The organism is Streptococcus mitis, assembly GCF_003942795.1.
In the GTDB taxonomy this organism is placed as follows: domain Bacteria; phylum Bacillota; class Bacilli; order Lactobacillales; family Streptococcaceae; genus Streptococcus; species Streptococcus mitis_BJ.
Genome location: NZ_RJNY01000003.1, coordinates 101,274 through 126,897 on the forward strand (window position 1 = coordinate 101,274; position 25,624 = coordinate 126,897).

A 25,624-nucleotide genomic window follows, 5' to 3' on the forward strand; every position below is an offset into this window, starting at 1 on the left:
GGTTACTGTCTTATTTTTTAAGGTTCTTTGTCAACTGTAGTGGGTAGATGAAAAGCGAACATCTAGAGAGGACCAGTTTGGTTCTCTCTTTTTGTATGTTCAGAGTGATGAAAACTCGCTTTTTTAAGTTTTCAAAGTTCCTGAAACCAAAGGCATTTCGTTTGATAAGTTTGATGAGATTATTAGTTGCTTCCAACTTTGCGTTGGAATAGGGTAGTTGAAGGGCGTTGACAATCTTTTCTTTATCCTTGAGGAAGGTTTTAAAGACAGTCTGAAAAAGAGGATGAACCTGCCTTAGATTGTCCTCAATGAGTCCAAAAAATTTGTCAGAGTCCTTGTTCTGAAAGTGAAAAAGTAAGAGCTGATTAGAGCTTATAGTGGTGTTTTAATTCTTCTGAATAGCTTAACAGCTTGTCTAGAATTTCTTTATTGGTTAAGTGCAACCGAAAAGTAGGGCGATAGAATCACTTATCGCTGAGTTTACGGCTATCCTGTTGAATGAGCTTCCAATAACGCTTGATGGCCTTGTGTTCATGGGATTTTCGCTCAAATTGATTCATGATTTGGACACATACACGACTCATATCATAGCACGGCTGAGATGTTGTACAATATGGAAGCGGTCGAGTACTATTTTTGCATTAGGGAGTGCAACAGTCTGGGAGACTGTTTCAGCCTGAGCCTAGAAATTAGAAAGCGAAGCTGTTTAGCCAATTTGTAGTAGGGGCTAAACATATCCATAGTAATGACTTTGACCTGTTTTCTAACCTGTCTAGGATAGCGTAGGAAGTGATTTCGGATGGTTGCTTGTGTCCTTCCGTCAAGGATGGCGATGACATTTAGGGAATTGGAATCTTGAGCTATAAAGCTCATTTTCCTATTCTTAAAAGCATACTCATCCCAGGACATGACATCTGGGAGCAATATGTGTCATTGCTTGGTTCTCGATAAGTAATTGGGCAATTTTCTGGTTAACTGCGACAGAGATTTGGTGGTTCTTCTTGACAAGAGGAGTTTCGGCGACAGCCATTTTCTCGCATTCTTTACACTTGAACCAGCGTTTTCGAAGACGGATAAGCAGTAGGAAACCAGCTGTTTCTACGTAGGGAATCTTAGAGGTTTTCTGGAAGTCGTATTTAGCCATTTCTCCCTTGCAGGAAGGACATTTAGGAGGTATGTAATCCAAGTAGCCATGGAGTTCTAAGTGAGTTCCTAGGCCATATTCATCAGTGATAACGATATTTTGGTCTTTCATTCTGAGTAAGTTTGTGATAAGATTTAGTTGTTCCATATAACTCTTTCTAATGATGGTTTGGTCGCTTTTCATTATAGATTATATGGGACCTTTTTTCTACAACAAAAGAGGCTCTATAATATCCATAGGGAATTTACCCACTACAAATATTATAGATCCAAAAAGTCTAGTCAGTCTAGGCTTTTTGGCTTTCTCTTGGTATCCTTGAGTAAGGAGCCGCTGTATTAATGATTAAGTTATTTATCCTGAAAGGAAATAAAGTATTATTGCTATGCTAGGCTGGATCAGTCCCAAACTCAGAGGGAATCAAAAGAACAGAAAGAACGATTTTTGATAGTGCAGATAGAACTTCCATTCAGATGAAAGACTATGACAGCTACACACCGATTAATGGGGACTACAGTTGGTACAAGGGATAGAGCATACTTTCTAGGGAATATATACCAGCTTATACCAACTACAAGATAAAATAGCAAAAAAGGCGATTATCCAAGCGGAAATCGTCTTTTTGATACTTAGAATAAGTCCAGCCTAATATTTCCACCAAAATGTGGTTTTTCAAGAGCTATCTGTGCTAATTGATTGAGTGTTTGTTTACTATTTTCTTGATTATAGAATTTAAGTCCTTTGATGATAACTCCATCAATTTCATCTTCGAAAATCAAGTCTTCTTGATGGTCGTTGATATATGAAAGAAGTTCCTCCTTCCATCTATCTTTTTCTGCCAATTGTTCACCTTTGGGTTCAATGAAGATTTGAAGATAGTAATCCTTATTTTGAAGAAGTAGGATAAAGTCTGGTTGAAATCCTGAAAAATTGATTTCCCGTGGATTCTCTTCAAATTGGTGCAATTTCAATCGTTCAACTTTATCTGTCCCCTTTAGCATGTTTTCGTCCATTCGAATGAGGAAAACATCACCGTATTGTTCTCTTAGTTCATCAATATGATTGGCGATAGCATTAACTAGATTTTCTTCATTTCTATTGATTATAGCAGATTGGTAAGCAAAAAAATCAAATTTTTCAAAACTAATATTAGCTACTTTTTGTTCGATTAAGGAGCCACTCTGTTTAGCTGTATCATAATTAGGTATTCGTTTGCGATAATCAACGAGATATTCTGTAATTGGATATCCGATAAAGCGGTTCGTACCTCTTGCTTTGCGATAACCTGCCTTTATTTGGGCAGCCAGTAGGTTAAAAAAGTTATCAACAATTTTCAGCTTTTCCATAGCGGAAAAATCTTCTACAATGGTTTCTTTTTCTGTTGTAACAGAGAGTGTAAGATTTTGCAAATCTAGCCAATTTTCGCCCCAAAAATCTTCCATAGACTTGAGATTTGGAAGATATCTTTTCAGATTTTCAAATCGGAAAAAGTTAGAGCGGCTAATTGATTTTTTAAAATAACGAATATCAACTCCCCTCAATTGGGACGTTTTTAACTCTATTGCTTCAGCTGAAAGGTAAGCTGTTTCATAGGTGGATTTAAAATAGGTTACATTGGCTAGCTTAGAAATTTCAATACCATATGCACGTAAATTCACATAGTGACTGTCAGGAATTTCCTCAGTTTCATTATAGTAAAGCTTACCTGTTTTAAAGATTTGGGTTTTCTTGAAAGAGGGTTTCAGTTTGATTTCAATTGGAGGATTTTTTTCATCAGTCCCAGTCGCAAGATTCATCTTATCAAGTGATGCCATCAAATTCTTGATGTATTGCGGTTCATTAAGGGTATGGTAGTGTAGTGTTTCCAACAAAAGACTTGCTGTTTCATCTGATTCATCGAATCGTCTTTGGTAAGAAATCTTTTGATTTAAGGAGAAAGGATTGTATCGCGCCCCACGTCCGATCAACTGAGCCTCGGAATTGGTTGATTTAGCATCTCTTTTATCATTCATTTTTCCCAAGTTGCTAATACGAACGATATCGTAAAGATTGAGGACATCCCAACCTTCTGTTAATTTTGCTACTGCAAAGACTACACGGTACAGATTATTGGGCGATTCAAGCGAATTGAGGGCTTGGTACTGTCCTGTTTCTAGCAACCCTTTTGAGCCACTATCTGAATCATTTGCATTTAGAATTCTAGCTGGTGAAAAACCACGCTTAAGTTCTCGTACAACAGTTGAAAGGTCATCCTTCTCGAGATAATACTGATAAGCTAGCTGTAGGGTATGGCTTTGCTCCTCTGATACACTTTTCAATTGTGAAATAAGGAACGATCTTAAACTTTCCACAGTCAGACTATCAATCATCTCATTGAATAGATTGTTTGCTTCATAGGAAGCATCAATTTTATGTGATTTGAAAAGAATGACTGGTTTTATCTCAATCCCAAATTTTTCTAGAGCAAATTTGCGACGATATTCACTCAGAAGAACGGTACTAAGCATATTATCTTCGTTGGAATTCCCCGTCTGAATGCGTCTTACATTTTTTGAATATCGCTCTTTGATGTATGAAACCAAGGTATAACGGTAAATAATCTTATCTCGATATTTTTGATAAATGGTCTCATCGTCAAAATCAAGTGTTGCGGTAAATTCTAGCAAGAGATTATCAGCATGTGCGTGAAGAAGAGAAAGTAGGCTTTTTTCCCATGAGATTTTTTCCAATTCTGCTTTATTTTTCTTTTTCGTAGAAGCAGAATAGTGATGGGCTTCATCCGCCAGAATAACCATTTTTGTCTTCTGGTAATCTGTTAATGACATGATATTTTCTGCCTGTGTGAAGAGATCATTTGTCAATGTTTGAATTGAAACAAACTTAATATTAATTACATTTTTATTAGGAAAATCTGGAAATCTTCCTGAAATCTGGTTGATAAAGATATGTTCCCCATCAATTTCTAAGTTGGAATTGAAAAGAAACTTCGTAGATTGAGCATTCGTTAGATTATCAATGGTCTTACTCAGAACACCATTTGTATTCACTGTAAACAGAAAATTTTGATACCCTTTTTCTTTATAGAGATAGAGGATTAAGCCAGCCATCAAATCAGTCTTTCCCGAACCAGTTGCCATATTGAACATGAGTTGTCTTGGCTTTCGAAACGTAAAAGTATCTGATGCTTGAGTGTAGTGAAAATAGCGAATAGCTTCACTCTGATAAGAACGTGGTTCATGCTTGAGATTTTCTACAATATACTGTGGTAATTCCCAACCATGCTGTTCGTTCAAAATATCTATATCCAGCTGTTTCAATTCATCGAAGAGTTCAAAAATCAGTTCTTTTTTCTTTGCTTTTCTAACCATCATTTCTCCCCATAAAAACTCTTATTGAAATCATAATCTGATTGAGATAATCGCGATTTGATAGTTTCATCATCAATTTCAGAGTAGTTGTGATAGAGCTGGTTTTTGTCAATAATTTTCACAAGAATTTTTTTCTGCATTTCAAAATCTTCATCCCAGATAGATTGGTCGACTTCTTGTAAATCCACTCTGAAATCAAAATCAAGTGTGGATTTCATGTCATCAAAGATAGTCTTTAATTCATCAGAATGTTTAGAGTTAAGAACAGCATCAATAAAGGTCGCATTTTTGTCCATTAACTCAGCATAAATGAATGAACCACCGCCAGACCAAGCAACATCTTGAGAAATGCCACCTTGTTCTCCATCAATAACTTTCTTTAATCTTTCTATAGAAACTGTTTCAATATAATCCATTTGTTCAATACCAATGTACTGACGGTTCATCTTGTGAGCAACTGTTGCAGTAGTTCCCGAACCCATAAAGAAGTCAAGGACAAGATCACCTTCTTCACTACTAATCTTTATCAAATTATAAATAAGTCTTTCAGGTTTTGGAAAATCAAATAACCTATCACCACGAAATAACTCTCTAATCTCCTCAGCTCCACGTTGATTCGTACCAAATGAGTTATCCCAAAAATCATTTGGTATTTGCCCCTCCGAATCTTGTAAATATAGTTTACCATATGGTTGTTCTTGCCCACCTCGTGTCCAATATATCTTTCCTAAATTATCTAACCGTTCTATTTCTTCTTTCTCTTTCATCCAGGGGCCATAAAGTTTTTTTCCTGTAGGAGTTGTTAGTTCATAATTATATTTACCCCTAGTCTTATGCAATAAAATTTGTCGTCTGAAATAACCGTTCTCATCTGAATAACGATATTCTTTTCTAGCTTTGTCGGTTAGTGGTAACTTATTTAATTTCCCACTCGATTTCTTATAAATAAGTATATAATCTGTTACTTTTGCAAATTCTCCAATATTTGCTTGATTATCAGATTTTCTCCACGAAATCGTACCAATATATTTATCCTCTCCAAATATATTATCTGCTAATAATTTTAATTGAGCATATCCTTCTTCTCCAACTATAATTATGCATAATCCTTCATCAGATAGCAGCTCCGTGGCAACATCTAATCTATTTTTCATAAAAACTAACCAAGTAGATAATTTAAAATTTGAATTATAATTAAATGCATCACTACTCTTAGTTTTTTTAAAATAGTAAGGTGGATCAATAATTATACTTTTAATTTTTCCGCTAAATCGTTTTTTCAAACTGTGGAGTGCTAACAGGTTGTTTCCCTTGATAATCAGGTTATCCGTATCCTTGATTTCTGATACAGGAGAAGAGCAGTTTTTGTCATATTTCTTAGCATTTTTAAAAATCTTTTCATCAAGGAGGACATCAATCTCTTCTCTAGCAACTATCTCATTTAAAAAGGATTCTTCAGCATCTTCCTTTGATACATCATCTTTAGTCATACCAGCTTTTAAGATACCATCTTTGTAGGGGAAATTTAGGACAACATCTGTCACTTCATCCAAATAACGATTATTCGTGAATAGTCCAATTTTGTTAGTGTAACGTGTGTAAGAGTTTGACCAATATTCATCAACTTCAAGCATTTGAATGATATCATTGATTTTCAAAATTGTCGCACCAGCAATATCCTCGGTAAATGCTTCATTTAGAATTGCATTTGTCAAAATCTTTTCAACCAACTCAGGTTTATAATTATCTAAATCTACTATAATAGCATCTTTTTTTAATAGTCCCTCAGCTACATACTGTTCATCAAAGCTTTCTACCACCTCTCGTAGAGCTTGTTGAATCGTTGTTTCGAATGCCTGACTCATACAAGTCCCTCACTTTCATACACAACAGAAAAGACCTTCTCACAAAAATGTGAAAAAGTCTGTTTTAGGGCTTGACAAAAAATACGCTTGATTACATAATCAGCGTGAGCTGTGAGCTGTGAGCTGTGAGCTGTGAGCTGTGAGCTGTGAGCTGTGAGCTGTGAGCTGTGAGCTGTGAGCTGTGAGCTGTGAGCTGTGAGCTGTGAGCTGTGATTGCTTTCATACCAATCGTTCCTTTACTTTTTGATAGTTCTATTATATCAAAATTTCTAAATTTTGCATATTTGCTTTCCCTGACGAACAGTCATGTATAAACCACCTAGAAAATATGATTTATGGCTACACATATACTAAATGAAGTACATTTTGAATTGGAGAAGTCTGTCCTATTAAAAGACGATTTCCGCTTGGAAATCGTCTTTTTTGATATTCTCGCAAATACGATATCTTGCGGTTGGTGTAAACTGGTATATAGCTCTTTTATTTATCAAAACCTTGTAAGTTTTTTTGGCGCTCTTCAGTTTGACCCTTGGCATCCAATTTATTACCATTGTAAACAGTACTTTCCCATGATCCGTACATTGGGTTAGGAAAAATGATGAATTTCTCACCAAACTCTTTTTGTAATTCCTCTAATTTTTGGTCGCGCTCAGTTTCAGAGGTCTTTGAAAACTCTGCAAAGTCCACAAGATTGTCTCCTAGTAGCATGACTAAGTTGGTTTTTTCTTGGACTGCTTGTCTACGACCTTCTTTAGATTTGACGCCTTTTTCTAAGAACATGAGATGATCGCGGCTTTGTACAGGAATTCCTTCATTTTCTAGGTTTTTGATCGTATCATCTACCTGATCTATCGTGCGGTCAGATACATAGTAAATTTGGACACCGTTTTGGTCTGCAAATTGGAGAAAGTCTTTAGCACCTGGTACAGCCTTGGCTGCAGCTTTTTTTACCCAGACATCCCAGTTTTCTGGGGTAAATGCTGTTCCATCTTTGACATTTTGCGCTTGATAAGGGCTATTGTCTAATACGGTTTCGTCTAAGTCCAAAACGATAGAGTAGGGTTTATCTGTCTGTGTTTTTAGTAGTTCTTTCAAACGATCAGTAGCGACATTGTAACCTTGTAGATAGAGTGCCTTGGTCTCAGCTGCTTTTTGATACCAAAGAGTTGACATAGTATTTTCTCTTGAACGCAACTGATCATAGGTCATTGTAACCTGATTGTCAGATGTACTACTTTGTGTTGTCTGTGAATTTGCCGAATTTGTGCCACAGCCAGTCAGTAAAATGACGGAAGCAAGTGTAGAAGCAATTGTAATGGTAACTTTGGATATTTTCATAATCCCATCCTCCTAATAATAGTCTATTAATATTGTAGCGTTTTCATGGGATTTGTGCAAGGAAATATCGAGAGAAAAGAAATTTTTCAGTAGTAATTTGGTATTAGGATAAAATTATGTACTTAATTTTGGAATGAAGATGGATATAAAAAATTCAATCGGCTTGATAGAAAATCTATATCAACTCCTTTTTGAAAAATAGATGAAAATAAAGTGAATCTTTGAAAGGCTAGTAACATCAAGCTTTTCAGGGATTTTTTTCTTTATAGATATAAAAATTTTCAATCGAGTTGATAGTCAATATATATTGGGAAAAGGGGAAAAGGAGTGGTAAGATGGTTTCAATCCAAATGGAAGGAGAAAGGTATGGCAAGTAAAAGAGATCTAGTTTTTAGAGCGATTCGAGGCGACGAAGTGGAAAGAGTTCCTGTGGGATTTTGGTTTCATTTTGTAACACTCGAAGAAAAGGGACAGGGATTAAATAATCCACGTATCTTTCAAAAAAGTGTTGATGGGCATCGTAATTATGTGGAAAGGATTCACCCTGATTTTGTCAAAATCATGAGCGACGGTTTTTTCCTTTATCCAAGTAATGTCTATAGTTCTAAGGTTGCAAGCATTCAGGAACTGACTTCTATTGAGTCGATTGGTGAGGAACACCCATGGATTCAGCAACAGGTGGAAGTGGTACAAGCGATTCGAGAGACCTTTACCGAAGAGATTGCTTCTTTCTACAATATCTTTTCACCGATCTCCTACCTCAAGCGCTGGTTCCGTACAGAAACTTCTCGAGGTGATAGGGAAGTGGCTGATCTATTGCTTGAAAATCCTGAGCAATTCAGAGCGATTCTAGATGTGATTGCAGGAGATATTGCTATCCTAACCCAGAAAATCATCCAGCAAGGTGGAGTTGATGGGATTTATCTCAGCACCCAGGAAATTCAAGATGAGCGCATCACACCAGCACTCTACCAAACCTATATCGAACCGAGCAATATAGCGATTTTGGAGGCTGCCAATCAGGTTGGTGGGACCAATATCCTCCATATCTGTGGTTTTGAAGGTGCGAGTAATGATGTGACGCTATTTAAGGATTATCCAGCTCAAGTGGTCAACTGGGCGACCCACCATGAGGAAGTTAGTTTGACACAGGGTCAGGAGTTATTTCAAGGAAAGGCCGTTTTAGGTGGATTTGAAAATGGCAAGGAAAGCCTGCTTTATCAAGGTTCCAAGGCGGAATTGCAAGATGAAACAAGGCGGTTGCTGGCTGAAGCTGGTAGTAAAGGCGTTCTTCTGGGAGCTGACTGTACTGTTCCAGATGACTTTGACTTAGAGAGGTTGGACTGGATTCGACAGGCAGCGGTTCTCTAAAAAGGAGGAGCTATGAAAAGTAAAAGATGGGGAATCTTCATTGCAGTTGTCGGCTTGCTGGCCTTGGTCGCCATAAGTGTCGTAAAAAATGAGCATTGCAAAAATGGAGAGAGATGTCGTGGAGTTCAGGATTTTTCCAAGTCCAGTCTCCCCTTTCTACGCTCAAATGATATTGCAAGCAGTTTATTAGTTGAAAAAGTAAGAAATGGAGAATAAGAATGTCAGAAAAAAAAGAATGGGTTTTAAAAGCATTTAGAGGTGAAAAGGTTGATCGTGTGCCAGTTGGCTTTTGGCATCATTTCACATCCGAAGACGAATGGCTACAAGGTTTCTCAAATCCAGCCATTATCGAAAAGAATATTCAAGGCCATAAGCGCTTTATTCGAGAAGTTCAGCCAGACTTTATCAAACTCATGAGTGATGGTTACTTTGCTTATCCAAATCCAGCGATTGCCAAAGGAAAATCTCTTCAAGAATTGGCGAGCATTCAACCACTCGGACCAGATCACGCTTGGATAAAAGAGCAGGTGGACTTGGTTCAGAAAATCAAGCAAGAGTTTACAGAAGATATCGTTGCGATTTACAATATTTTTGCTCCTGTGACCTATCTTAAGTGGCTACTTGGGGAAGTGTCTGGCGGAGATGACCTTATTGCAGACTTTCTGGTGGAAGATCCTAAAGCCCTTAAAAAGGTGTTGGATGTGATTGCAGAGGATATTGCTAGTCTCAGCCAAGCTGTCATCGAAGAGGCTGGTGCTGATGGAATCTACCTCAGCGTGCAAAGTATCCAAGATCAACGAGTGTCGGCAGCAGATTATCAAGCCGTCATTGCACCTAGCGAGATAACTGTTCTGGAAGCAGCTAGTGCTGTTGATGGTGTTACTGTTCTTCATATCTGTGGCTACGAGGGAGCGCGAAATGATATTCACCTTTTTGCAGACTATCCAGCCCAAGTCATTAACTGGGCTGTAGGACCAGAGGGAATCACTCTCAAGGAAGGTCGTGAGATTTTCAAGGGACGTACGGTTCTTGGAGGATTCGAAAATGGTAAGACAGGCTTACTGTATACTGGTAGCAAGGACGCCATTCAGGCTGAGGCAAAGAAACTAGTTGCAGAAGCTGGGGAACAGGGCTTGGTACTTGGGGCAGATTGTACCATTCCAAGTGATATCGCAGTTGAACGTATCCAGTGGGTGAGAGAAGCGCTTGAAAACTAAAGGAGAAAAAAATGAGTAAAAAAGCATGGATTATCGGTGGTGTAGCAGTTGTTGCAGTAATTGGGGCAACGATTATCGGGAGAAGTTTAGCTGGCGCTCCAGCCAAGGAGGGAGAAACGGCTTCGTCTGCTGAAGTCATAACCTTGAAGGTTGCCCATACACAAAACTATGTACCTTATGACTTTATCAATGAAAAAGGGGAATCAGATGGTTATGAAGTAGCTGTTTTGAAGGCTGTTGATGAGAAGTTGGCAAACTATCAATTTGAATATACGGGTACCAGTGATGACGACCTCTTGATTGGTCTGGAATCAGGCAAGTATGACATCGGAACCAAGGGAGCTTGGTACACAGAAGAACGAGCTAAAAAGTTTGTCATTCCATCTGAACCAGTCGGAGCGAGCATCATCGGATTTACTGTCAGAAAAGAAGGTGAACAGAAATACAAAACTATTGATGACTTTGCTAAGAATAAAGGGAAATTGGTTCCCATCTCTCCACAGAATGCCCAATGGAATGTCATCACCAGCTACAATGAAAAACATCAGGACGCACCGATTGAGCTAACAGCAGCTGAATCCTTTCAAGTGGCAGATGCCTATGCCTGGGTCTTAGAAGGACGTTATGACGCCTTCTTTGATATCAAACTGTCCTTTGAAAAAGCAGTTACAGCAGAAGATGGCCCTTACCACCAATATGCGGACAAACTCAGCTGGTTCCCATATAAAGGCATTCCAACTTATCCCTTGATTCACCGTGATGAAAAGGGTGAGAAATTTGCTAAAGAATACGAAAAAGCAATTAAAGAGTTGAAAGAAGATGGCACGCTTGCTAAGCTATCTCAGCAATACTTTAAAGAAGATGTCTTTAGTTACGTAGACAAAGACTAGACCAGAAATTCCAAGACTAGAAAGGGTTTTGCATGGTTTCTTATGATTTTTCCAAGGTCTTTCAGTTTTTGCCGACCTTATGGCAGGCGCTTCCTATGACCTTGACCATTCTCTTTTTTACCACTCTTCTTGGTTCCCTTTTTGGAGGTCTCTTGGCCTGGGCGCAAGTAGGAGAAGACAAGAGTTTTGCAGCGATTTCCAAAGGCTGTATCTTTACCCTTCGTTGTACACCGCCAATTGTCTTGCTTTTTCTAGTTTTTTATGGCTTGCCAGAATTTCTGAAATGGTGGCTTGGTTTGGATATCAACAACTGGTCTAAAACTATTTTTGTTCTCCTGACGATGATTCTCTTGTTTGCGGCTATTGTTGCCGAGGTTTTCAAGGCGGCCTATCAAGCTATTCCAAAGGGGCAGACAGAGGCCGGGCTTAGTATTGGTTTGACTCCAAGTCAGACTTTTTGGAGAATCATTTTTCCTCAAGCTTTTCAAGTTGCTCTTCCCAACATAACAACCGCTATTCTCAATCTTATGCGGGATGCTGCCTTGGCTTATACGATTGGTTTTGTTGATGTCATGGGGGCAGGCAATCTCTTGATTAGTCGCAATTTAGGGAACTACTCGCTGGAAACCTATACGGCAGTTGCACTTCTTTACTGGGGGATTGCCTTGGTTATTTCTAGCTTGAGTCGTTTGCTTGAGAAGTCTTTGGAAACAAAAGGGAGGTAAGAAATGGATATAGACTATATTGTAAAGACCTTTCTGGAGACCTTGAAAGGTGTGCCAATCACCTTGATTATCATGATTGTGGCTATGGTCTTAAGCTTTTTACCGGCTCTATTTTTAGCCTTGGGGCAGATCTACAAGGTTCGAGGGGTGAGGAGTTTTTCTCTGGTCTATCTGGCCTTTATCCGAGCGACTCCTCCGATTTTATTGATTCTCTTCTTTTATAGTTTGTTTCCAAGCCTGCTGAATCAATTTCTTAAAAGCATAGGAAGTGACTTTGATATTTTCAAGCTTGATCCTCTCTATTATGCCTTTATCATTTATAGTTTGATGACAGTCGGGAGTTTATCGGAGATTTTGCGTTCAGCGATCTTGACGGTGGACAAGGGACAACTAGAGGCGGCGCATGCGATTGGGCTGACTACGACCCAGGCCTATCTAAGGATTGTTTTTCCTCAAGCCTTGCGCTCAGCCTTGCCTAACTTGGCCAATCTGGTGATCAATATCGTCAAAGGGACCTCCCTGGTCTTTGTTATGACCATCAAGGATATCACTGCTATTGCCCGTGTGGAAGCGTCCTACGGTTACCAGTATTTTGAGTCTTATTTTGTAATCTTTTTGCAGTATATTTTGATCTGTGGTTTGATTCAGTGGGGCTTTTCTGTATTAGAAAAAGGCTATGTGAAAAAAGAAAAGAGAGCAAAAGCATCTAGCGCGCGTTTTGTATAGGAGGACAGGATGTTACAAGTAGAACATATCGCAAAAACATTTGGTGAGAGGCAGGTGCTGGAGGATGTCAATCTCCAGGTCAACCAAGGGGATGTCGTCGTTATCTTAGGACCATCAGGTTCGGGGAAAACGACCTTTCTCCGTTGTCTCAACCACTTAGAAAAAGCTGATAGTGGCTGTTTGACATTGGCAGGAAAGACCTATGACTTATCCAAATTGAGCAAGAAAGACATTCTAGAAATTCGCCAAAAAACAGCCTTTGTTTTCCAACACTACAATCTCTTTGCAAATAAAACTGCTCTGGAAAATATTCTAGAAGGCCTCATTATAGCTCGTAAAGTTCCCAAGGAAGAAGCGCTCAAACGTGCAGAATCTGCCTTAGAAAAAGTTGGTTTACTGGCCTATAAGGACTACTACCCTTCTCAGCTATCTGGAGGGCAACAACAACGAATAGGAATTGCGCGTGCCATTGCCGTCAAGCCCGAGGTCATTTTGCTAGATGAACCAACATCGGCACTAGACCCTGAGTTGGTTGGAGATGTTTTGGATGTTCTGAAACAGTTGGCGGGAGAAGGTGTGACCATGGTGGTCGTCACGCATGAAATGGGATTTGCTAGAGATGTCGCTAACCACGTTATTTTTATGGATGGAGGCCGTATCGTAGAGGAGAACAATCCCCACGATTTCTTTAGTCGTCCACAAGAAGAACGAACCAAGCAGTTTCTGGCTCGTATCTTATCAGATGCCACCTATAGTGTAGAATATATGATTTGATAGATAAGTGTATCATAAAAACAACACCCCATGGCTAGAAGAGTCTTCTAATCATGGGGTGTTTTTCTATAGGAGGGCTAGGTTATATTCTTTGAAAATCTCTTTAAACCAGGTCAGCTTCGCCTTGCCGTACTTGAGTAAAGCCTGCGGCTAGCTACCTAGTTTACTCTTTGATTTTCATTGAGTGTTAGTTCTTTTTCTTGTTTTTTATCAGCCATCCAAGTCCGAGAAGGGCAAGGATGCTGAATCCAGCAAGGGCAAGAAGGGATTTGTTCTCAGTACCTGTGTTTGGAAGGAATTTCTGAGAAAGAGTCTCTGTAGCAGTTTCTTGAGAGTCAGGATTGGCTGCTAGGTTTTGAGCTTGACCTTGTTCTGGTTCAACGTCCAGGCTAGAAAGATCAAATTCTGGTTTTTCTTCCACAGCTGGAGCGACAATGGCACCACCTTGAGACAATCGGAGAACAACGGCAGTGAGAGCGTTCAATTTCAAGCCTTTTTCAGTCCATTCGAGACCTTGAGGTTTAGCGATTCCTACTGGTCCGGCTTGGTTTTCATCAGCCAAGACTTCGGCCTTTCTCAAGTGAGCAAAGGCAGTTCCCAAGTTGAATTCGCGAGCCTTATCATCCGCATTGACAAAGACTGCGTAGACATCGCCGTTTGGAGCTGTGATTTGGTAGCCGATGACCACGTCTTCTTTTTCAACACCATTTTGTCCTGGGACAGTAATGAGTTGGACGCGTTCTTTGATATCTTGTAGACTCTTGAGTCGGAAGGCGTCCGTAGATTGACGAAGAGCGATCAATCCTTTCATGTAGTCACGGCTCTTGACATTTTCAGGATATGCTTTGCTATCTGTAGCTTTGGTCCAATCAAACTTGTTGACAGCATCACTAGAGTCGTAAGAGTCATGGATAAAGTAAGGATAGACAAATGGTTTGCCGTCTTTGTTACGTAACAAGTGAGACTTGTTTGGAACCTTATCTTCAGGAACAGGAGTCTTATAGGCTGGATCAAGGAATTGTTTGGTACGTCCGTATTCCTGACCAGAGTGGATAAAGGGAGTTCCTTGAGCAGTCAAGACCATGAGGTTTCCAAGTCGCAAACGGCGATGGATTTCAGCGTAGTTCTCAGCCTTGCTTGGGTCTTTTTTGATAGACTGGGCAATGATATCAAAGAGGGTCAAGTTATCATGGGCTGCAATATACTGGATCACATCTCCAGGACTGTCTGCTTCAAAGTTAGTTGGTTGGGCAATGATATTTTTAAAGATGGTATTGATATCTCGTTTGCCACCTGTGATAAAGGCAGGCTGCCCTTCGTTTGGATAGCCAGACTTGAGGTTGTTACGGATGTCGTCTGAAAAGACAGCGACAGTATCTGTTTTCTTCATCCAATCTTGGTCAGCAGGTTGTACAGGCGTATTTTCATCGCCAGTATAGGTTCTCCAGCCTTCACCAAGCATGATGAGATTTGGATTAAGGGCTCGTGCAGCCTTGTAAGCTTCTTCGATTGAAGCCGCATCGTGGTCACCCATCATATCGAAGCGGAAACCATCCACTTTGTAGGTTTCAACCAGATACTTGATAGAGTCTACCAAGACACGTTTAGACATGTAGTGGGTAGTTCCCAAACGTCCACCACCAAAGCTAGTCCGTGGAGTTCCATCAGCATCCATAAAGTGATAGTAGTTTGGCTCAATATCCTCAAAAATATCAACGTTGGCAGTATGGTTGTAGACCACATCCAAGATAGCCCCCATGCCACGTTTGTGGATTTCGTTGATGAGGTTTTTGAATTCGGCAATTCGTTTTTCTGGATCCTTAGGATCGCTTGAGTACATACCAGTCAAGGAGAAGTAGTTTTGAGGGTCATATCCCCAGTTGTAATTGCTGTTGCTTGAAGCATAGGCAGACAAACGTTCATGGTTTTTCAATTCATTGACAAAGTAGTAGGACAAGACTGGAAGGAGCTGGATGTGGGTTACACCCAAGTCTTTGAGATAGTCTAATTTTTCGATAAAGGCTTCAAAGGTACCAAATGGCTTGGTCAAGTCTTTTGCGATGGCAGGATCCGAAGTGAAGTCACGCACATGAGCTTCATAGATAACGGCATCTTCACGCGATTTGAAGTTGCGAATCTTCCCATAGGTCAAGTCTTGCGGACCTAACTTCGCTGGATCGACGAAGGCAGCTTTAGCGACCTTATGAGCGGCATCTGTTTTTGCTAGGTCACTGTTCCAAGCCGCTAATGATTTGGCATAAGGGTCAAGAACGAGGATAGTTTTACCTTGGCGCTCGATTTGGTAGTGGTAGTAGTAGCCAGTGTAGTTGCTGATGCCGAGACCAGAGTTTGCATCCAGAGTTTGTTTCCAGGTTCCTTTTTCTCCTTTTTCAAGGGCGACAGTTCCGACTACCTTTTCAGGGTCTTTCTTGTCATAGACAACAACGGAAACCTTATCAGCACTTGGAGACCAGAGGGTGAGGTCAACACGCTTGCCATCTTCTTTTAGAGTTGCGCCGAGTGGACCATCGTAACTGTAGGACTCATCCTTGAGGCGCCAGCTTGAACGTGTGGTAAAGCGGTCTGAATTGTAGCTGACAGTGTACGGGTGTTGAGTGTCAGAGAAGTCGCCGATATAGGTCACTTTCTTACCAGCTTCATCCACTTCCACGTCTGTGATAGCTACTTTATTCCCTTGGTAATCAGTGATGCCGGAGTGTTTGAGGATATCGTCTTTCTTAGCTCCAACTAGGGTAGAAAAGCTGCTTTCGATACGTGACTTAGCCACGTGTTGGGCACCAGTCATGCGGATGTCGTGTACATAGTAAGGGTTGGTGTAGATGGTTTCGTCATCATCCTTGAGAAAAATCTGGCTGTGATTTTTTAGATCAGTGAATTTATAATCCTCTTTTCTGATTTTCACATCATCGCCTTTCTTGCTTTCGTCTAGTAATAAAAATCCAAATTCTCTTGCAGCTTCATTGAGTGGAATGTCAATGTAACGGCCATGTTTTCCAGTTGCAGTGAAGTCTGTTCCGTCAGGCCATTCTCCACTGCTTGGATTCTTGACATCGCCCCAATACCAGAGAGATTTTTTGTCATAGTTGCCATCGGTGCGATAGTAGTTGACACGGACAGTTCCTGCTGGTTGAGGACGGTAGTTGTATACCTTGTAGTTTTCATCTAGCCAGGCCTCGTTCATTTTTGGAGAGAGGCGCTCTACAGAACGGTCCCCTGTCAGGTTATCCCCCTTGGTATTGTTGATAAGGAAGCTGACTTTCTTGGCTTGCTCATTTTTGAGTTTGACATCTAGATAATAGCCGTAGTCATCTTGCTTGGCATCCTTGAAGGACTTGGCTCCATTGGGCCAGTTTTCAGAAGGTTTTTCAACATCGTCCCAAGTCCAAAGACCTTGGGAATCCTTGTTTTCCTCAGGAAGTCTTTTCACATGAATGCGGAAGTAGTTGTCTTCGATTGGTTCTTCAGAAGATGTGTCAGCTTGTGGTTTTTGATCAGAACTTGGCGTCGAAGTGCTAGTATCTACTTTCTCTTCTTTGCTGTTGGGCTGGCTTGTAGTAGCGTCTTCTTTTTTAGGTGTTTCAGCTGCTAGAGCAGTGTCAGTTGCTAGGGCTTCCTTTTTAGTGTCAAGGGAAGCGTTTGCATTCTTTTGTTCAGAAATAGGCGTTTCCTTTTGAGTTTGACTCGTTTCAGTCTCAGTAGGGGCCTTGGTCACAGCGCTGGTATTTTCCTGAGTTTGAGGCAGGTTTTCGTTGGCCGAAATAGTTGGCATTGTAGCAGAAAGCAAGACAATGCTAGCACCAATAAGGACAGAACCAGTTCCGTTCTTCAAGGAACGGATACCATAAATCATTTTTTTCTCAGTTTGAGATGGGATCTTTTTCATCACAATTCTCCTTGTGTAGTTGTTCCCTATCAGTATAGCACGAGGTAAACATTAGTGCAAGCGTTTCCCTAATTTTTGAGAGACAATATAATGCTTCATTCTCTTGAAATTTTAAAATAATATATAGGAAAAGATTGTTTAAAAAATAGTAAAAAAACCTTGAAAAATCTAGCTAAATAAGGTATAATATGAGTAATCATTTGTCGTAGGTTTTGTCTGAAATATTGTCCAGACAAGGCTCACAGCAGTTAAATCTTCTGAAAAAGTCAGATTTAGCTGCTCTTTTTGTGCTTTTTTTCAGGTTTTTGAGTGCTTGTAACAAAGATTTAAAGATTCTGAAAATTTATCAAAGGGACACGGTGATAGGGGTTTCTAAAACCATATGACGATTAGAAAAGCCTGATTGACAAGGCTTGGAACTTATTTACAAAGGAGAATCATCTTGGCAGGACATGACGTTCAATACGGGAAACATCGTACCCGTCGTAGTTTTTCAAGAATCAAAGAAGTTCTTGACTTACCAAATTTGATTGAAATTCAAACGGATTCATTCAAAGATTTCCTAGATCACGGTCTTAAGGAAGTATTTGAAGATGTATTGCCAATTTCAAACTTCACAGACACAATGGAGTTGGAATTTGTTGGCTATGAAATCAAGGAACCAAAATACACGCTCGAAGAAGCTCGTATCCACGATGCTAGCTACTCAGCACCAATTTTCGTAACCTTCCGCTTGATTAATAAAGAAACAGGCGAAATCAAGACTCAAGAAGTCTTCTTTGGTGATTTCCCAATCATGACCGAAATGGGTACTTTCATCATCAATGGTGGTGAACGTATTATCGTTTCTCAGTTGGTCCGCTCACCAGGGGTTTACTTTAATGACAAAGTAGACAAGAACGGTAAAGTGGGTTACGGTTCTACTGTTATCCCTAACCGTGGAGCTTGGTTGGAACTTGAAAGCGACTCAAAAGACATCGCTTATACTCGTATCGACCGTACTCGTAAGATTCCATTTACAACCTTGGTTCGTGCACTTGGTTTCTCAGGTGATGATGAAATCTTTGATATCTTTGGTGATAGCGAATTGGTTCGCAATACTGTTGAAAAAGATATCCACAAGAATCCAATGGACTCTCGTACAGACGAAGCCTTGAAGGAAATCTACGAACGCCTTCGTCCAGGTGAGCCTAAGACTGCTGAAAGCTCACGTAGCTTGCTTGTGGCACGTTTCTTCGATCCACGCCGCTACGATTTGGCAGCAGTTGGTCGTTACAAGATCAATAAAAAACTCAACGTTAAAACACGCTTGCTCAACCAAACCATTGCAGAGCCATTGGTAGATCCTGAAACGGGTGAAATCTTGGTAGAAGCTGGTACCGTTATGACTCGTAGCGTGATTGAAAGCATCGAGAACCACTTGGATGGCGACTTGAACAAGATTGTTTACATTCCAAATGATGCAGCTGTTTTGACAGAACCAGTTGTCCTTCAAAAATTCAAGGTTGTTGCCCCAACGGACCCAGACCGTGTTGTAACTATCATCGGAAATGCCAATCCTGATGACAAGGTTCATGTTGTAACTCCTGCGGATATCCTTGCAGAGATGAGCTACTTCCTCAACTTGGCGGAAGGTATCGGACGTGTGGATGATATCGACCACCTTGGAAACCGTCGTATCCGTGCAGTTGGTGAATTGCTTGCAAACCAAGTACGTCTTGGACTTTCTCGTATGGAACGTAATGTCCGTGAACGTATGTCTGTTCAGGACAATGAAGTTTTAACACCACAACAAATTATCAACATCCGCCCTGTGACAGCTGCGATCAAAGAATTCTTTGGTTCTTCACAATTGTCCCAGTTCATGGACCAACACAACCCACTTTCTGAGTTGTCTCACAAACGCCGTTTGTCAGCCTTAGGGCCTGGTGGTTTGACTCGTGACCGTGCTGGATATGAAGTACGTGACGTGCACTACACTCACTATGGTCGTATGTGTCCAATCGAGACACCTGAAGGACCTAACATCGGTTTGATCAATAACTTGTCATCATACGGTCACTTGAACAAGTATGGATTTGTTCAAACACCATATCGTAAGGTTGACCGTGAAACTGGTGTAGTCACAAACGAAATCGTTTGGTTGACAGCCGATGAAGAAGATGAATTTACTGTAGCACAGGCTAATTCAAAATTGAACGAAGATGGTACTTTTGCTGAGAAAGTTGTCATGGGACGTCACCAAGGGGTCAACCAAGAGTATCCAGCAGAAGTGGTTGACTACATGGACGTTTCACCAAAACAGGTAGTTGCCGTTGCGACTGCATGTATTCCTTTCTTGGAAAACGATGACTCCAACCGTGCCCTCATGGGTGCCAACATGCAACGTCAGGCTGTGCCATTGATTGATCCAAAAGCGCCTTACGTTGGTACTGGTATGGAATACCAAGCAGCTCACGACTCTGGAGCTGCGGTTATTGCTCAGCATGATGGTAAAGTTACCTACGCAGATGCGGACAAGGTAGAAGTTCGCCGTGAAGATGGTTCCCTAGATGTCTACCACGTTCAAAAATTCCGTCGTTCAAATTCAGGTACTGCCTACAACCAACGTACCCTCGTTAAAGTTGGGGATGTCGTTGAAAAAGGCGACTTTATCGCTGACGGACCTTCTATGGAAAATGGAGAAATGGCGCTTGGACAAAACCCAATCGTTGCCTACATGACTTGGGAAGGTTACAACTTCGAGGATGCCGTTATCATGAGCGAACGCTTGGTGAAAGACGATGTCTACACATCTGTCCACCTCGAAGAATACGAATCAGAAACACGTGATACAAAGCTTGGGCCTGAAGAAATTACTCGTGAAATTCCAAACGTTGGGGAAGATGCCCTTAAAAACCTTGACGAAATGGGAATTATCCGTATTGGTGCCGAAGTTAAAGAAGGGGATATCCTTGTAGGGAAAGTCACACCTAAGGGTGAAAAAGACCTCTCAGCTGAAGAACGTCTCTTGCACGCTATCTTTGGAGATAAGTCTCGTGAAGTGCGTGATACTTCTCTTCGTGTACCACACGGTGCCGATGGTGTCGTTCGTGATGTTAAGATCTTTACACGTGCAAATGGAGATGAGTTGCAATCAGGTGTTAACATGCTGGTTCGCGTCTACATCGCTCAAAAACGTAAGATCAAGGTCGGAGATAAGATGGCCGGACGTCACGGAAACAAAGGGGTTGTCTCTCGTATCGTTCCTGTAGAAGACATGCCTTACCTTCCAGACGGAACTCCAGTCGACATCATGTTGAACCCACTTGGGGTGCCATCACGTATGAATATCGGTCAGGTTATGGAGCTCCACCTTGGTATGGCAGCCCGTACTCTTGGTATCCACATCGCAACACCAGTCTTTGATGGAGCAAGTTCTGAAGACCTTTGGGACACTGTTAAAGAAGCAGGTATGGACAGCGATGCCAAAACAATCCTTTACGACGGACGTACAGGTGAGCCATTTGATAACCGTGTATCAGTTGGTGTCATGTACATGATCAAACTCCACCACATGGTTGATGATAAATTGCACGCGCGTTCAGTCGGACCTTACTCAACCGTTACTCAACAGCCACTTGGAGGTAAAGCTCAGTTTGGTGGACAACGTTTCGGTGAGATGGAGGTTTGGGCTCTTGAAGCCTACGGTGCGTCAAATGTCCTTCAAGAAATCTTGACTTACAAGTCTGACGATATCAACGGACGTTTGAGAGCCTATGAAGCTATTACAAAAGGAAAACCAATTCCAAAACCAGGTGTTCCAGAATCCTTCCGAGTTCTTGTGAAAGAATTGCAATCTCTTGGTCTTGACATGCGTGTCCTTGACGAAGATGATCAAGAAGTGGAACTTCGCGACTTGGATGAAGGAATGGACGAAGATGTCATCCACGTAGATGACCTTGAAAAAGCCCGCGAAAAAGCAGCCCAAGAGGCTAAAGCAGCCTTTGAAGCTGAAGAGGCTGAGAAAGCAACAAAAGCGGAAGCAACAGAAGAAACTGCTGAACAAGAATAAGCAGTTCACTTAGAATAGAAAGGGAAGAAATAGTGGTTGATGTAAATCGTTTTAAAAGTATGCAAATCACCCTAGCTTCTCCAAGCAAAGTCCGTTCATGGTCTTATGGAGAAGTCAAAAAACCTGAAACAATCAATTACCGTACGTTGAAACCAGAACGTGAAGGACTCTTTGACGAAGTCATCTTTGGTCCTACAAAAGATTGGGAATGTGCTTGTGGTAAGTACAAACGCATTCGTTACAGAGGGATTGTTTGTGACCGTTGTGGGGTTGAAGTAACGCGTACAAAAGTTCGTCGTGAGCGTATGGGGCACATCGAGTTGAAAGCTCCTGTATCTCACATCTGGTATTTCAAGGGGATTCCAAGCCGTATGGGCTTGACCCTTGATATGAGCCCTCGTGCCCTTGAGGAAGTTATCTACTTTGCGGCTTATGTGGTCATTGATCCTAAGGATACACCACTTGAGCACAAGTCTATCATGACAGAGCGCGAATACCGTGAGCGCTTGCGTGAGTATGGCTATGGATCATTCGTTGCCAAGATGGGTGCCGAAGCCATCCAAGACCTTTTGAAACAAGTAGATCTTGAAAAAGAAATTGCTGAACTCAAAGAAGAGTTGAAAACAGCTACTGGACAAAAACGTGTCAAAGCTATCCGTCGTTTGGATGTTTTGGATGCCTTTTACAAGTCTGGGAACAAACCTGAATGGATGGTTCTTAACATCCTTCCAGTTATTCCACCAGATCTCCGTCCAATGTTGCAGTTGGATGGTGGTCGTTTTGCCTCGTCTGACTTGAACGACCTTTACCGTCGTGTTATCAACCGTAACAACCGTTTGGCTCGTTTGCTTGAGTTGAATGCACCTGGTATCATCGTTCAAAATGAGAAGCGTATGCTTCAAGAAGCGGTTGATGCTTTGATTGATAATGGCCGTCGTGGTCGTCCAATCACAGGACCAGGTAGCCGTCCACTTAAATCATTGAGCCACATGCTCAAAGGGAAACAAGGACGCTTCCGTCAAAACTTGCTCGGTAAACGTGTTGACTTCTCAGGACGTTCCGTTATCGCTGTTGGTCCAACTCTTAAGATGTACCAATGTGGTGTGCCACGCGAAATGGCGATCGAGCTCTTTAAACCATTTGTGATGCGTGAAATCGTTGCCCGTGACATCGTGCAAAATGTTAAAGCGGCTAAACGCTTGGTAGAACGTGGAGATGAACGTATCTGGGATATCCTCGAAGAAGTAATCAAAGAACACCCAGTCCTTTTGAACCGCGCACCGACCCTTCACCGTTTGGGTATCCAAGCCTTCGAGCCAGTCTTGATCGATGGTAAGGCCCTTCGTTTGCACCCGCTTGTCTGTGAAGCCTACAATGCCGACTTTGACGGAGACCAAATGGCCATCCACGTACCGCTTTCAGAAGAGGCTCAAGCAGAAGCTCGTATCCTCATGCTTGCTGCTGAGCACATCTTGAATCCGAAAGATGGTAAACCAGTTGTTACCCCATCTCAGGACATGGTTTTGGGTAACTACTACTTGACTATGGAAGAAGCTGGTCGTGAAGGTGAAGGAATGGTCTTCAAAGACCGTGACGAAGCTGTCATGGCTTACCGCAATGGCTATGTTCACCTCCACTCACGTGTTGGTATCGCGACAGACAGCCTCAACAAACCATGGACAGAAGAGCAAAAACACAAGGTCTTGCTTACAACAGTTGGTAAAATCCTCTTCAACGACATCATGCCAGAGGGTCTACCTTACTTACAAGAACCAAATAATGCGAACTTGACAGAAGGGCTTCCAGCTAAATACTTCTTACCACTAGGTGGCGATATCAAGGAAGCCATTCGCAACCTTGAACTCAATCCTCCATTCAAGAAGAAAAACCTTGGAAATATCATCGCTGAGATTTTCAAACGTTTCCGTACAACAGAAACCTCTGCATTCTTGGACCGATTGAAAGACTTAGGTTACCATCATTCAACACTTGCTGGATTGACAGTGGGGATTGCTGATATCCCAGTGGTTGAAGACAAGGCTGAAATCATCGAAGAATCTCATAAGCGTGTAGAACAAATCACAAAACAGTTCCGTCGTGGTTTGATCACTGATGATGAACGTTACAATGCCGTTACAGCTGAATGGCGTGCAGCTCGTGAGAAATTGGAAAAACGCTTGGTCGATAATCAAGATCCGAAGAACCCAATCGTTATGATGATGGACTCAGGAGCTCGTGGTAACATCTCGAACTTCTCACAACTTGCCGGTATGCGTGGTCTGATGGCCGCCCCGAACGGACGTATCATGGAATTGCCAATCCTTTCAAACTTCCGCGAAGGTTTGTCAGTACTTGAAATGTTCTTCTCAACTCACGGTGCCCGTAAAGGTATGACCGATACGGCCCTTAAGACAGCCGACTCAGGTTACTTGACTCGTCGTTTGGTTGACGTTGCCCAAGACGTTATCATCCGTGAGGACGACTGTGGAACAGACCGTGGTCTCTTGATCCGCTCTATCGCAGAAGGAAAAGAGATGATCGAGTCTCTCGAAGAACGTCTCAATGGTCGTTACACTAAGAAAACTGTTAAACACCCAGAAACTGGCGAAGTTATCATTGGTCCAAATGAATTAATCACAGAAGACAAGGCGCGCGAGATTGTCAATGCTGGTGTGGAAGAAGTGACTATCCGTTCCGTATTTACATGTAACACTCGTCATGGTGTTTGCCGTCACTGTTACGGTATCAACTTGGCGACTGGTGATGCGGTTGAAGTTGGTGAAGCAGTTGGTACAATCGCTGCCCAATCTATCGGGGAACCTGGTACACAGCTTACAATGCGTACCTTCCACACGGGTGGGGTTGCCTCAAATACCGATATCACTCAAGGTCTTCCTCGTGTCCAAGAAATCTTTGAAGCCCGCAATCCAAAAGGGGAAGCGGTTATTACAGAGGTCAAAGGACAAGTTACAGCTATCGAAGAAGATGCTTCAACTCGTACAAAGAAAGTCTTTGTTAAGGGTGAAACTGGCGAAGGAGAATACGTCGTTCCATTTACAGCACGTATGCGTGTTGAAGTTGGAGACCAAGTTTCTCGTGGTGCAGCATTGACAGAGGGTTCTATCCAACCAAAACATCTCCTTGCTGTTCGTGATGTCTTGTCAGTTGAAACTTACCTTCTCGGTGAAGTCCAAAAAGTTTACCGTAGCCAAGGGGTAGAAATCGGTGACAAACACATCGAGGTTATGGTTCGTCAAATGATCCGTAAAGTCCGTGTCATGGATCCAGGTGATACAGATCTTCTCATGGGTACTCTTTTAGACATTAACGATTTTACAGATGCTAATAAAGAAGTCCTTATCGCAGGTGGAGTTCCAGCGACTGGTCGCCCAGTTCTTATGGGAATCACCAAAGCCTCACTTGAAACAAATAGTTTCTTGTCAGCGGCTTCCTTCCAGGAAACAACTCGTGTCCTTACAGATGCAGCCATCCGCGGTAAGAAAGACCATCTCCTTGGACTCAAGGAAAATGTTATCATCGGTAAGATCATCCCAGCAGGTACTGGTATGGCTCGCTACCGTAACCTTGAACCACAGGCAATCAATGACGCAGAATATCTGGCTCCTGAACAAGAAGATACAGAACTTGCTCCAGTAGATGAAACTGTGGAAATCCAATCTGAAGAAACTGTAGAATAAAAGCAAATAAGAGAACCTTCGGGTTCTCTTATTTGCTTTGTTTCAGAAAATTTTCCCACTTTTCCATAAAGTGTGGTAGAATAGAAGAACTAAAATGACAAGGGGATTTATATGGAACAAACATTCTTTATCATTAAGCCAGATGGTGTGAAGAGAGGTCTAGTTGGCGAGGTTTTGAAAAGAATTGAGCGACGTGGTTTCAAACTCGAAAAATTAGAGTTACGTTCAGCAGTTTCAGAAGCTTTGATTGACCAACACTATCGCGACTTAGTTGAAAAAAGTTTTTATCCTCCTATCCGTCAATTTATGACCTCAGGCCCAATAATTGTTGGAATCATTTCAGGTCCCAAGGTAATTGAAAGCTGGCGTGACATGATGGGTGCCACTCGTCCAGAAGAGGCACTACCAGGAACCATCCGGGGAGATTTTGCTAAGGCGGCAGGAGAAAATCAAGCCATTCAAAACGTGGTACACGGATCAGATTCAGAAGAGTCAGCTAAACGAGAAATCGCTCTCTGGTTTAGGGATTAGATTAGAAGAGAACAGTTCTGTG

14 protein-coding genes and 1 pseudogene are annotated in these 25,624 nt (G+C 41.6%); 10 read left to right on the forward strand and 5 right to left on the reverse strand.

Features of this window, described 5'->3' with window-relative positions; all coding sequences use genetic code 11:
- Positions 1-10 precede the first annotated feature (10 nt).
- The 4 genes and pseudogenes from D8847_RS02535 to D8847_RS02550 form a co-directional block, all read right to left on the reverse strand.
- Positions 11-1,291 (reverse strand): annotated as a pseudogene (locus D8847_RS02535) (transposase).
- A gap of 479 nt (positions 1,292-1,770) precedes the next feature.
- Positions 1,771-4,509 carry a DEAD/DEAH box helicase family protein gene (locus D8847_RS02540; protein WP_125840497.1) on the reverse strand — a complete coding sequence of 913 codons (2,739 nt, stop codon included), beginning with the start codon at positions 4,507-4,509 and terminating at the stop codon, positions 1,771-1,773.
- On the reverse strand, positions 4,509-6,374 hold the full coding sequence (locus tag D8847_RS02545; protein WP_125840498.1) for a site-specific DNA-methyltransferase: 1,866 nt from the start codon (positions 6,372-6,374) through the stop codon (positions 4,509-4,511). Before D8847_RS02545 ends, D8847_RS02540 begins: the two co-directional genes overlap by 1 nt.
- 480 nt (positions 6,375-6,854) lie before the next feature.
- Positions 6,855-7,712: a 5'-nucleotidase, lipoprotein e(P4) family gene (locus tag D8847_RS02550; RefSeq protein WP_000703383.1), complete on the reverse strand. Its 858-nt coding sequence runs from the start codon at positions 7,710-7,712 to the stop codon at positions 6,855-6,857.
- Positions 7,713-8,078: 366 nt separating this feature from the next.
- On the opposite strand from D8847_RS02550, the gene D8847_RS02555 reads away from it, so the two are divergent.
- The 7 genes from D8847_RS02555 to D8847_RS02585 are packed head-to-tail and all read left to right on the forward strand — an operon-like array spanning position 8,079 to position 13,415.
- The gene (locus tag D8847_RS02555) at positions 8,079-9,083 is read left to right on the forward strand and encodes a uroporphyrinogen decarboxylase family protein (protein ID WP_125840499.1); all 1,005 of its coding nucleotides are present in this window, start codon (positions 8,079-8,081) and stop codon (positions 9,081-9,083) included.
- A gap of 12 nt (positions 9,084-9,095) precedes the next feature.
- Complete coding sequence (locus tag D8847_RS02560; RefSeq protein ID WP_033585784.1) at positions 9,096-9,299, forward strand: hypothetical protein; 204 nt, start codon at positions 9,096-9,098, stop codon at positions 9,297-9,299.
- Between the two features lie 2 nt (positions 9,300-9,301).
- Positions 9,302-10,300 carry a uroporphyrinogen decarboxylase family protein gene (locus D8847_RS02565; protein WP_125840500.1) on the forward strand — a complete coding sequence of 333 codons (999 nt, stop codon included), beginning with the start codon at positions 9,302-9,304 and terminating at the stop codon, positions 10,298-10,300.
- An 11-nt stretch (positions 10,301-10,311) separates the two neighbouring features.
- Positions 10,312-11,190 carry a transporter substrate-binding domain-containing protein gene (locus D8847_RS02570; RefSeq protein WP_125840501.1) on the forward strand — a complete coding sequence of 293 codons (879 nt, stop codon included), beginning with the start codon at positions 10,312-10,314 and terminating at the stop codon, positions 11,188-11,190.
- A 32-nt stretch (positions 11,191-11,222) separates the two neighbouring features.
- Positions 11,223-11,915: an amino acid ABC transporter permease gene (locus D8847_RS02575; protein WP_125840502.1), complete on the forward strand. Its 693-nt coding sequence runs from the start codon at positions 11,223-11,225 to the stop codon at positions 11,913-11,915.
- Between the two features lie 3 nt (positions 11,916-11,918).
- A complete protein-coding gene (locus tag D8847_RS02580) occupies positions 11,919-12,641 on the forward strand; it encodes an amino acid ABC transporter permease (RefSeq protein WP_000350565.1) in 723 nt (240 codons plus the stop codon).
- A 9-nt stretch (positions 12,642-12,650) separates the two neighbouring features.
- Positions 12,651-13,415 carry an amino acid ABC transporter ATP-binding protein gene (locus tag D8847_RS02585; RefSeq protein ID WP_125840503.1) on the forward strand — a complete coding sequence of 255 codons (765 nt, stop codon included), beginning with the start codon at positions 12,651-12,653 and terminating at the stop codon, positions 13,413-13,415.
- A gap of 187 nt (positions 13,416-13,602) precedes the next feature.
- Here the strand turns inward: D8847_RS02585 and D8847_RS02590 are convergent, their stop codons facing one another.
- Positions 13,603-17,319 carry a pullulanase gene (locus tag D8847_RS02590; protein WP_125840504.1) on the reverse strand — a complete coding sequence of 1,239 codons (3,717 nt, stop codon included), beginning with the start codon at positions 17,317-17,319 and terminating at the stop codon, positions 13,603-13,605.
- Positions 17,320-17,761: 442 nt separating this feature from the next.
- Between D8847_RS02590 and rpoB the strand changes: the two genes are divergently transcribed.
- The 3 genes from rpoB (at position 17,762) to ndk (ending at position 25,602) form a co-directional block, all read left to right on the forward strand.
- Positions 17,762-21,373, forward strand: a complete 3,612-nt coding sequence (gene rpoB, locus D8847_RS02595; protein ID WP_125840505.1) for a DNA-directed RNA polymerase subunit beta — start codon at positions 17,762-17,764, stop codon at positions 21,371-21,373.
- Between the two features lie 32 nt (positions 21,374-21,405).
- Positions 21,406-25,071, forward strand: coding sequence for a DNA-directed RNA polymerase subunit beta' (gene rpoC / locus D8847_RS02600; protein WP_185757905.1), 3,666 nt, complete (start codon positions 21,406-21,408; stop codon positions 25,069-25,071).
- A gap of 111 nt (positions 25,072-25,182) precedes the next feature.
- Positions 25,183-25,602 carry a nucleoside-diphosphate kinase gene (ndk, locus tag D8847_RS02605; RefSeq protein ID WP_084868950.1) on the forward strand — a complete coding sequence of 140 codons (420 nt, stop codon included), beginning with the start codon at positions 25,183-25,185 and terminating at the stop codon, positions 25,600-25,602.
- The last annotated feature ends 22 nt before the right edge of the window (positions 25,603-25,624 follow it).

Coding starts and splice junctions, on each gene's coding strand:
- D8847_RS02540 (WP_125840497.1), bottom strand. CDS start 4,509: ATGGTTAGAAAAGCAAAGAAAAAAGAACTGATTTTTGAACTCTTCGAT.
- D8847_RS02545 (WP_125840498.1), bottom strand. CDS start 6,374: ATGAGTCAGGCATTCGAAACAACGATTCAACAAGCTCTACGAGAGGTG.
- D8847_RS02550 (WP_000703383.1), bottom strand. CDS start 7,712: ATGAAAATATCCAAAGTTACCATTACAATTGCTTCTACACTTGCTTCC.
- D8847_RS02555 (WP_125840499.1), top strand. CDS start 8,079: ATGGCAAGTAAAAGAGATCTAGTTTTTAGAGCGATTCGAGGCGACGAA.
- D8847_RS02560 (WP_033585784.1), top strand. CDS start 9,096: ATGAAAAGTAAAAGATGGGGAATCTTCATTGCAGTTGTCGGCTTGCTG.
- D8847_RS02565 (WP_125840500.1), top strand. CDS start 9,302: ATGTCAGAAAAAAAAGAATGGGTTTTAAAAGCATTTAGAGGTGAAAAG.
- D8847_RS02570 (WP_125840501.1), top strand. CDS start 10,312: ATGAGTAAAAAAGCATGGATTATCGGTGGTGTAGCAGTTGTTGCAGTA.
- D8847_RS02575 (WP_125840502.1), top strand. CDS start 11,223: ATGGTTTCTTATGATTTTTCCAAGGTCTTTCAGTTTTTGCCGACCTTA.
- D8847_RS02580 (WP_000350565.1), top strand. CDS start 11,919: ATGGATATAGACTATATTGTAAAGACCTTTCTGGAGACCTTGAAAGGT.
- D8847_RS02585 (WP_125840503.1), top strand. CDS start 12,651: ATGTTACAAGTAGAACATATCGCAAAAACATTTGGTGAGAGGCAGGTG.
- D8847_RS02590 (WP_125840504.1), bottom strand. CDS start 17,319: ATGAAAAAGATCCCATCTCAAACTGAGAAAAAAATGATTTATGGTATC.
- ndk (WP_084868950.1), top strand. CDS start 25,183: ATGGAACAAACATTCTTTATCATTAAGCCAGATGGTGTGAAGAGAGGT.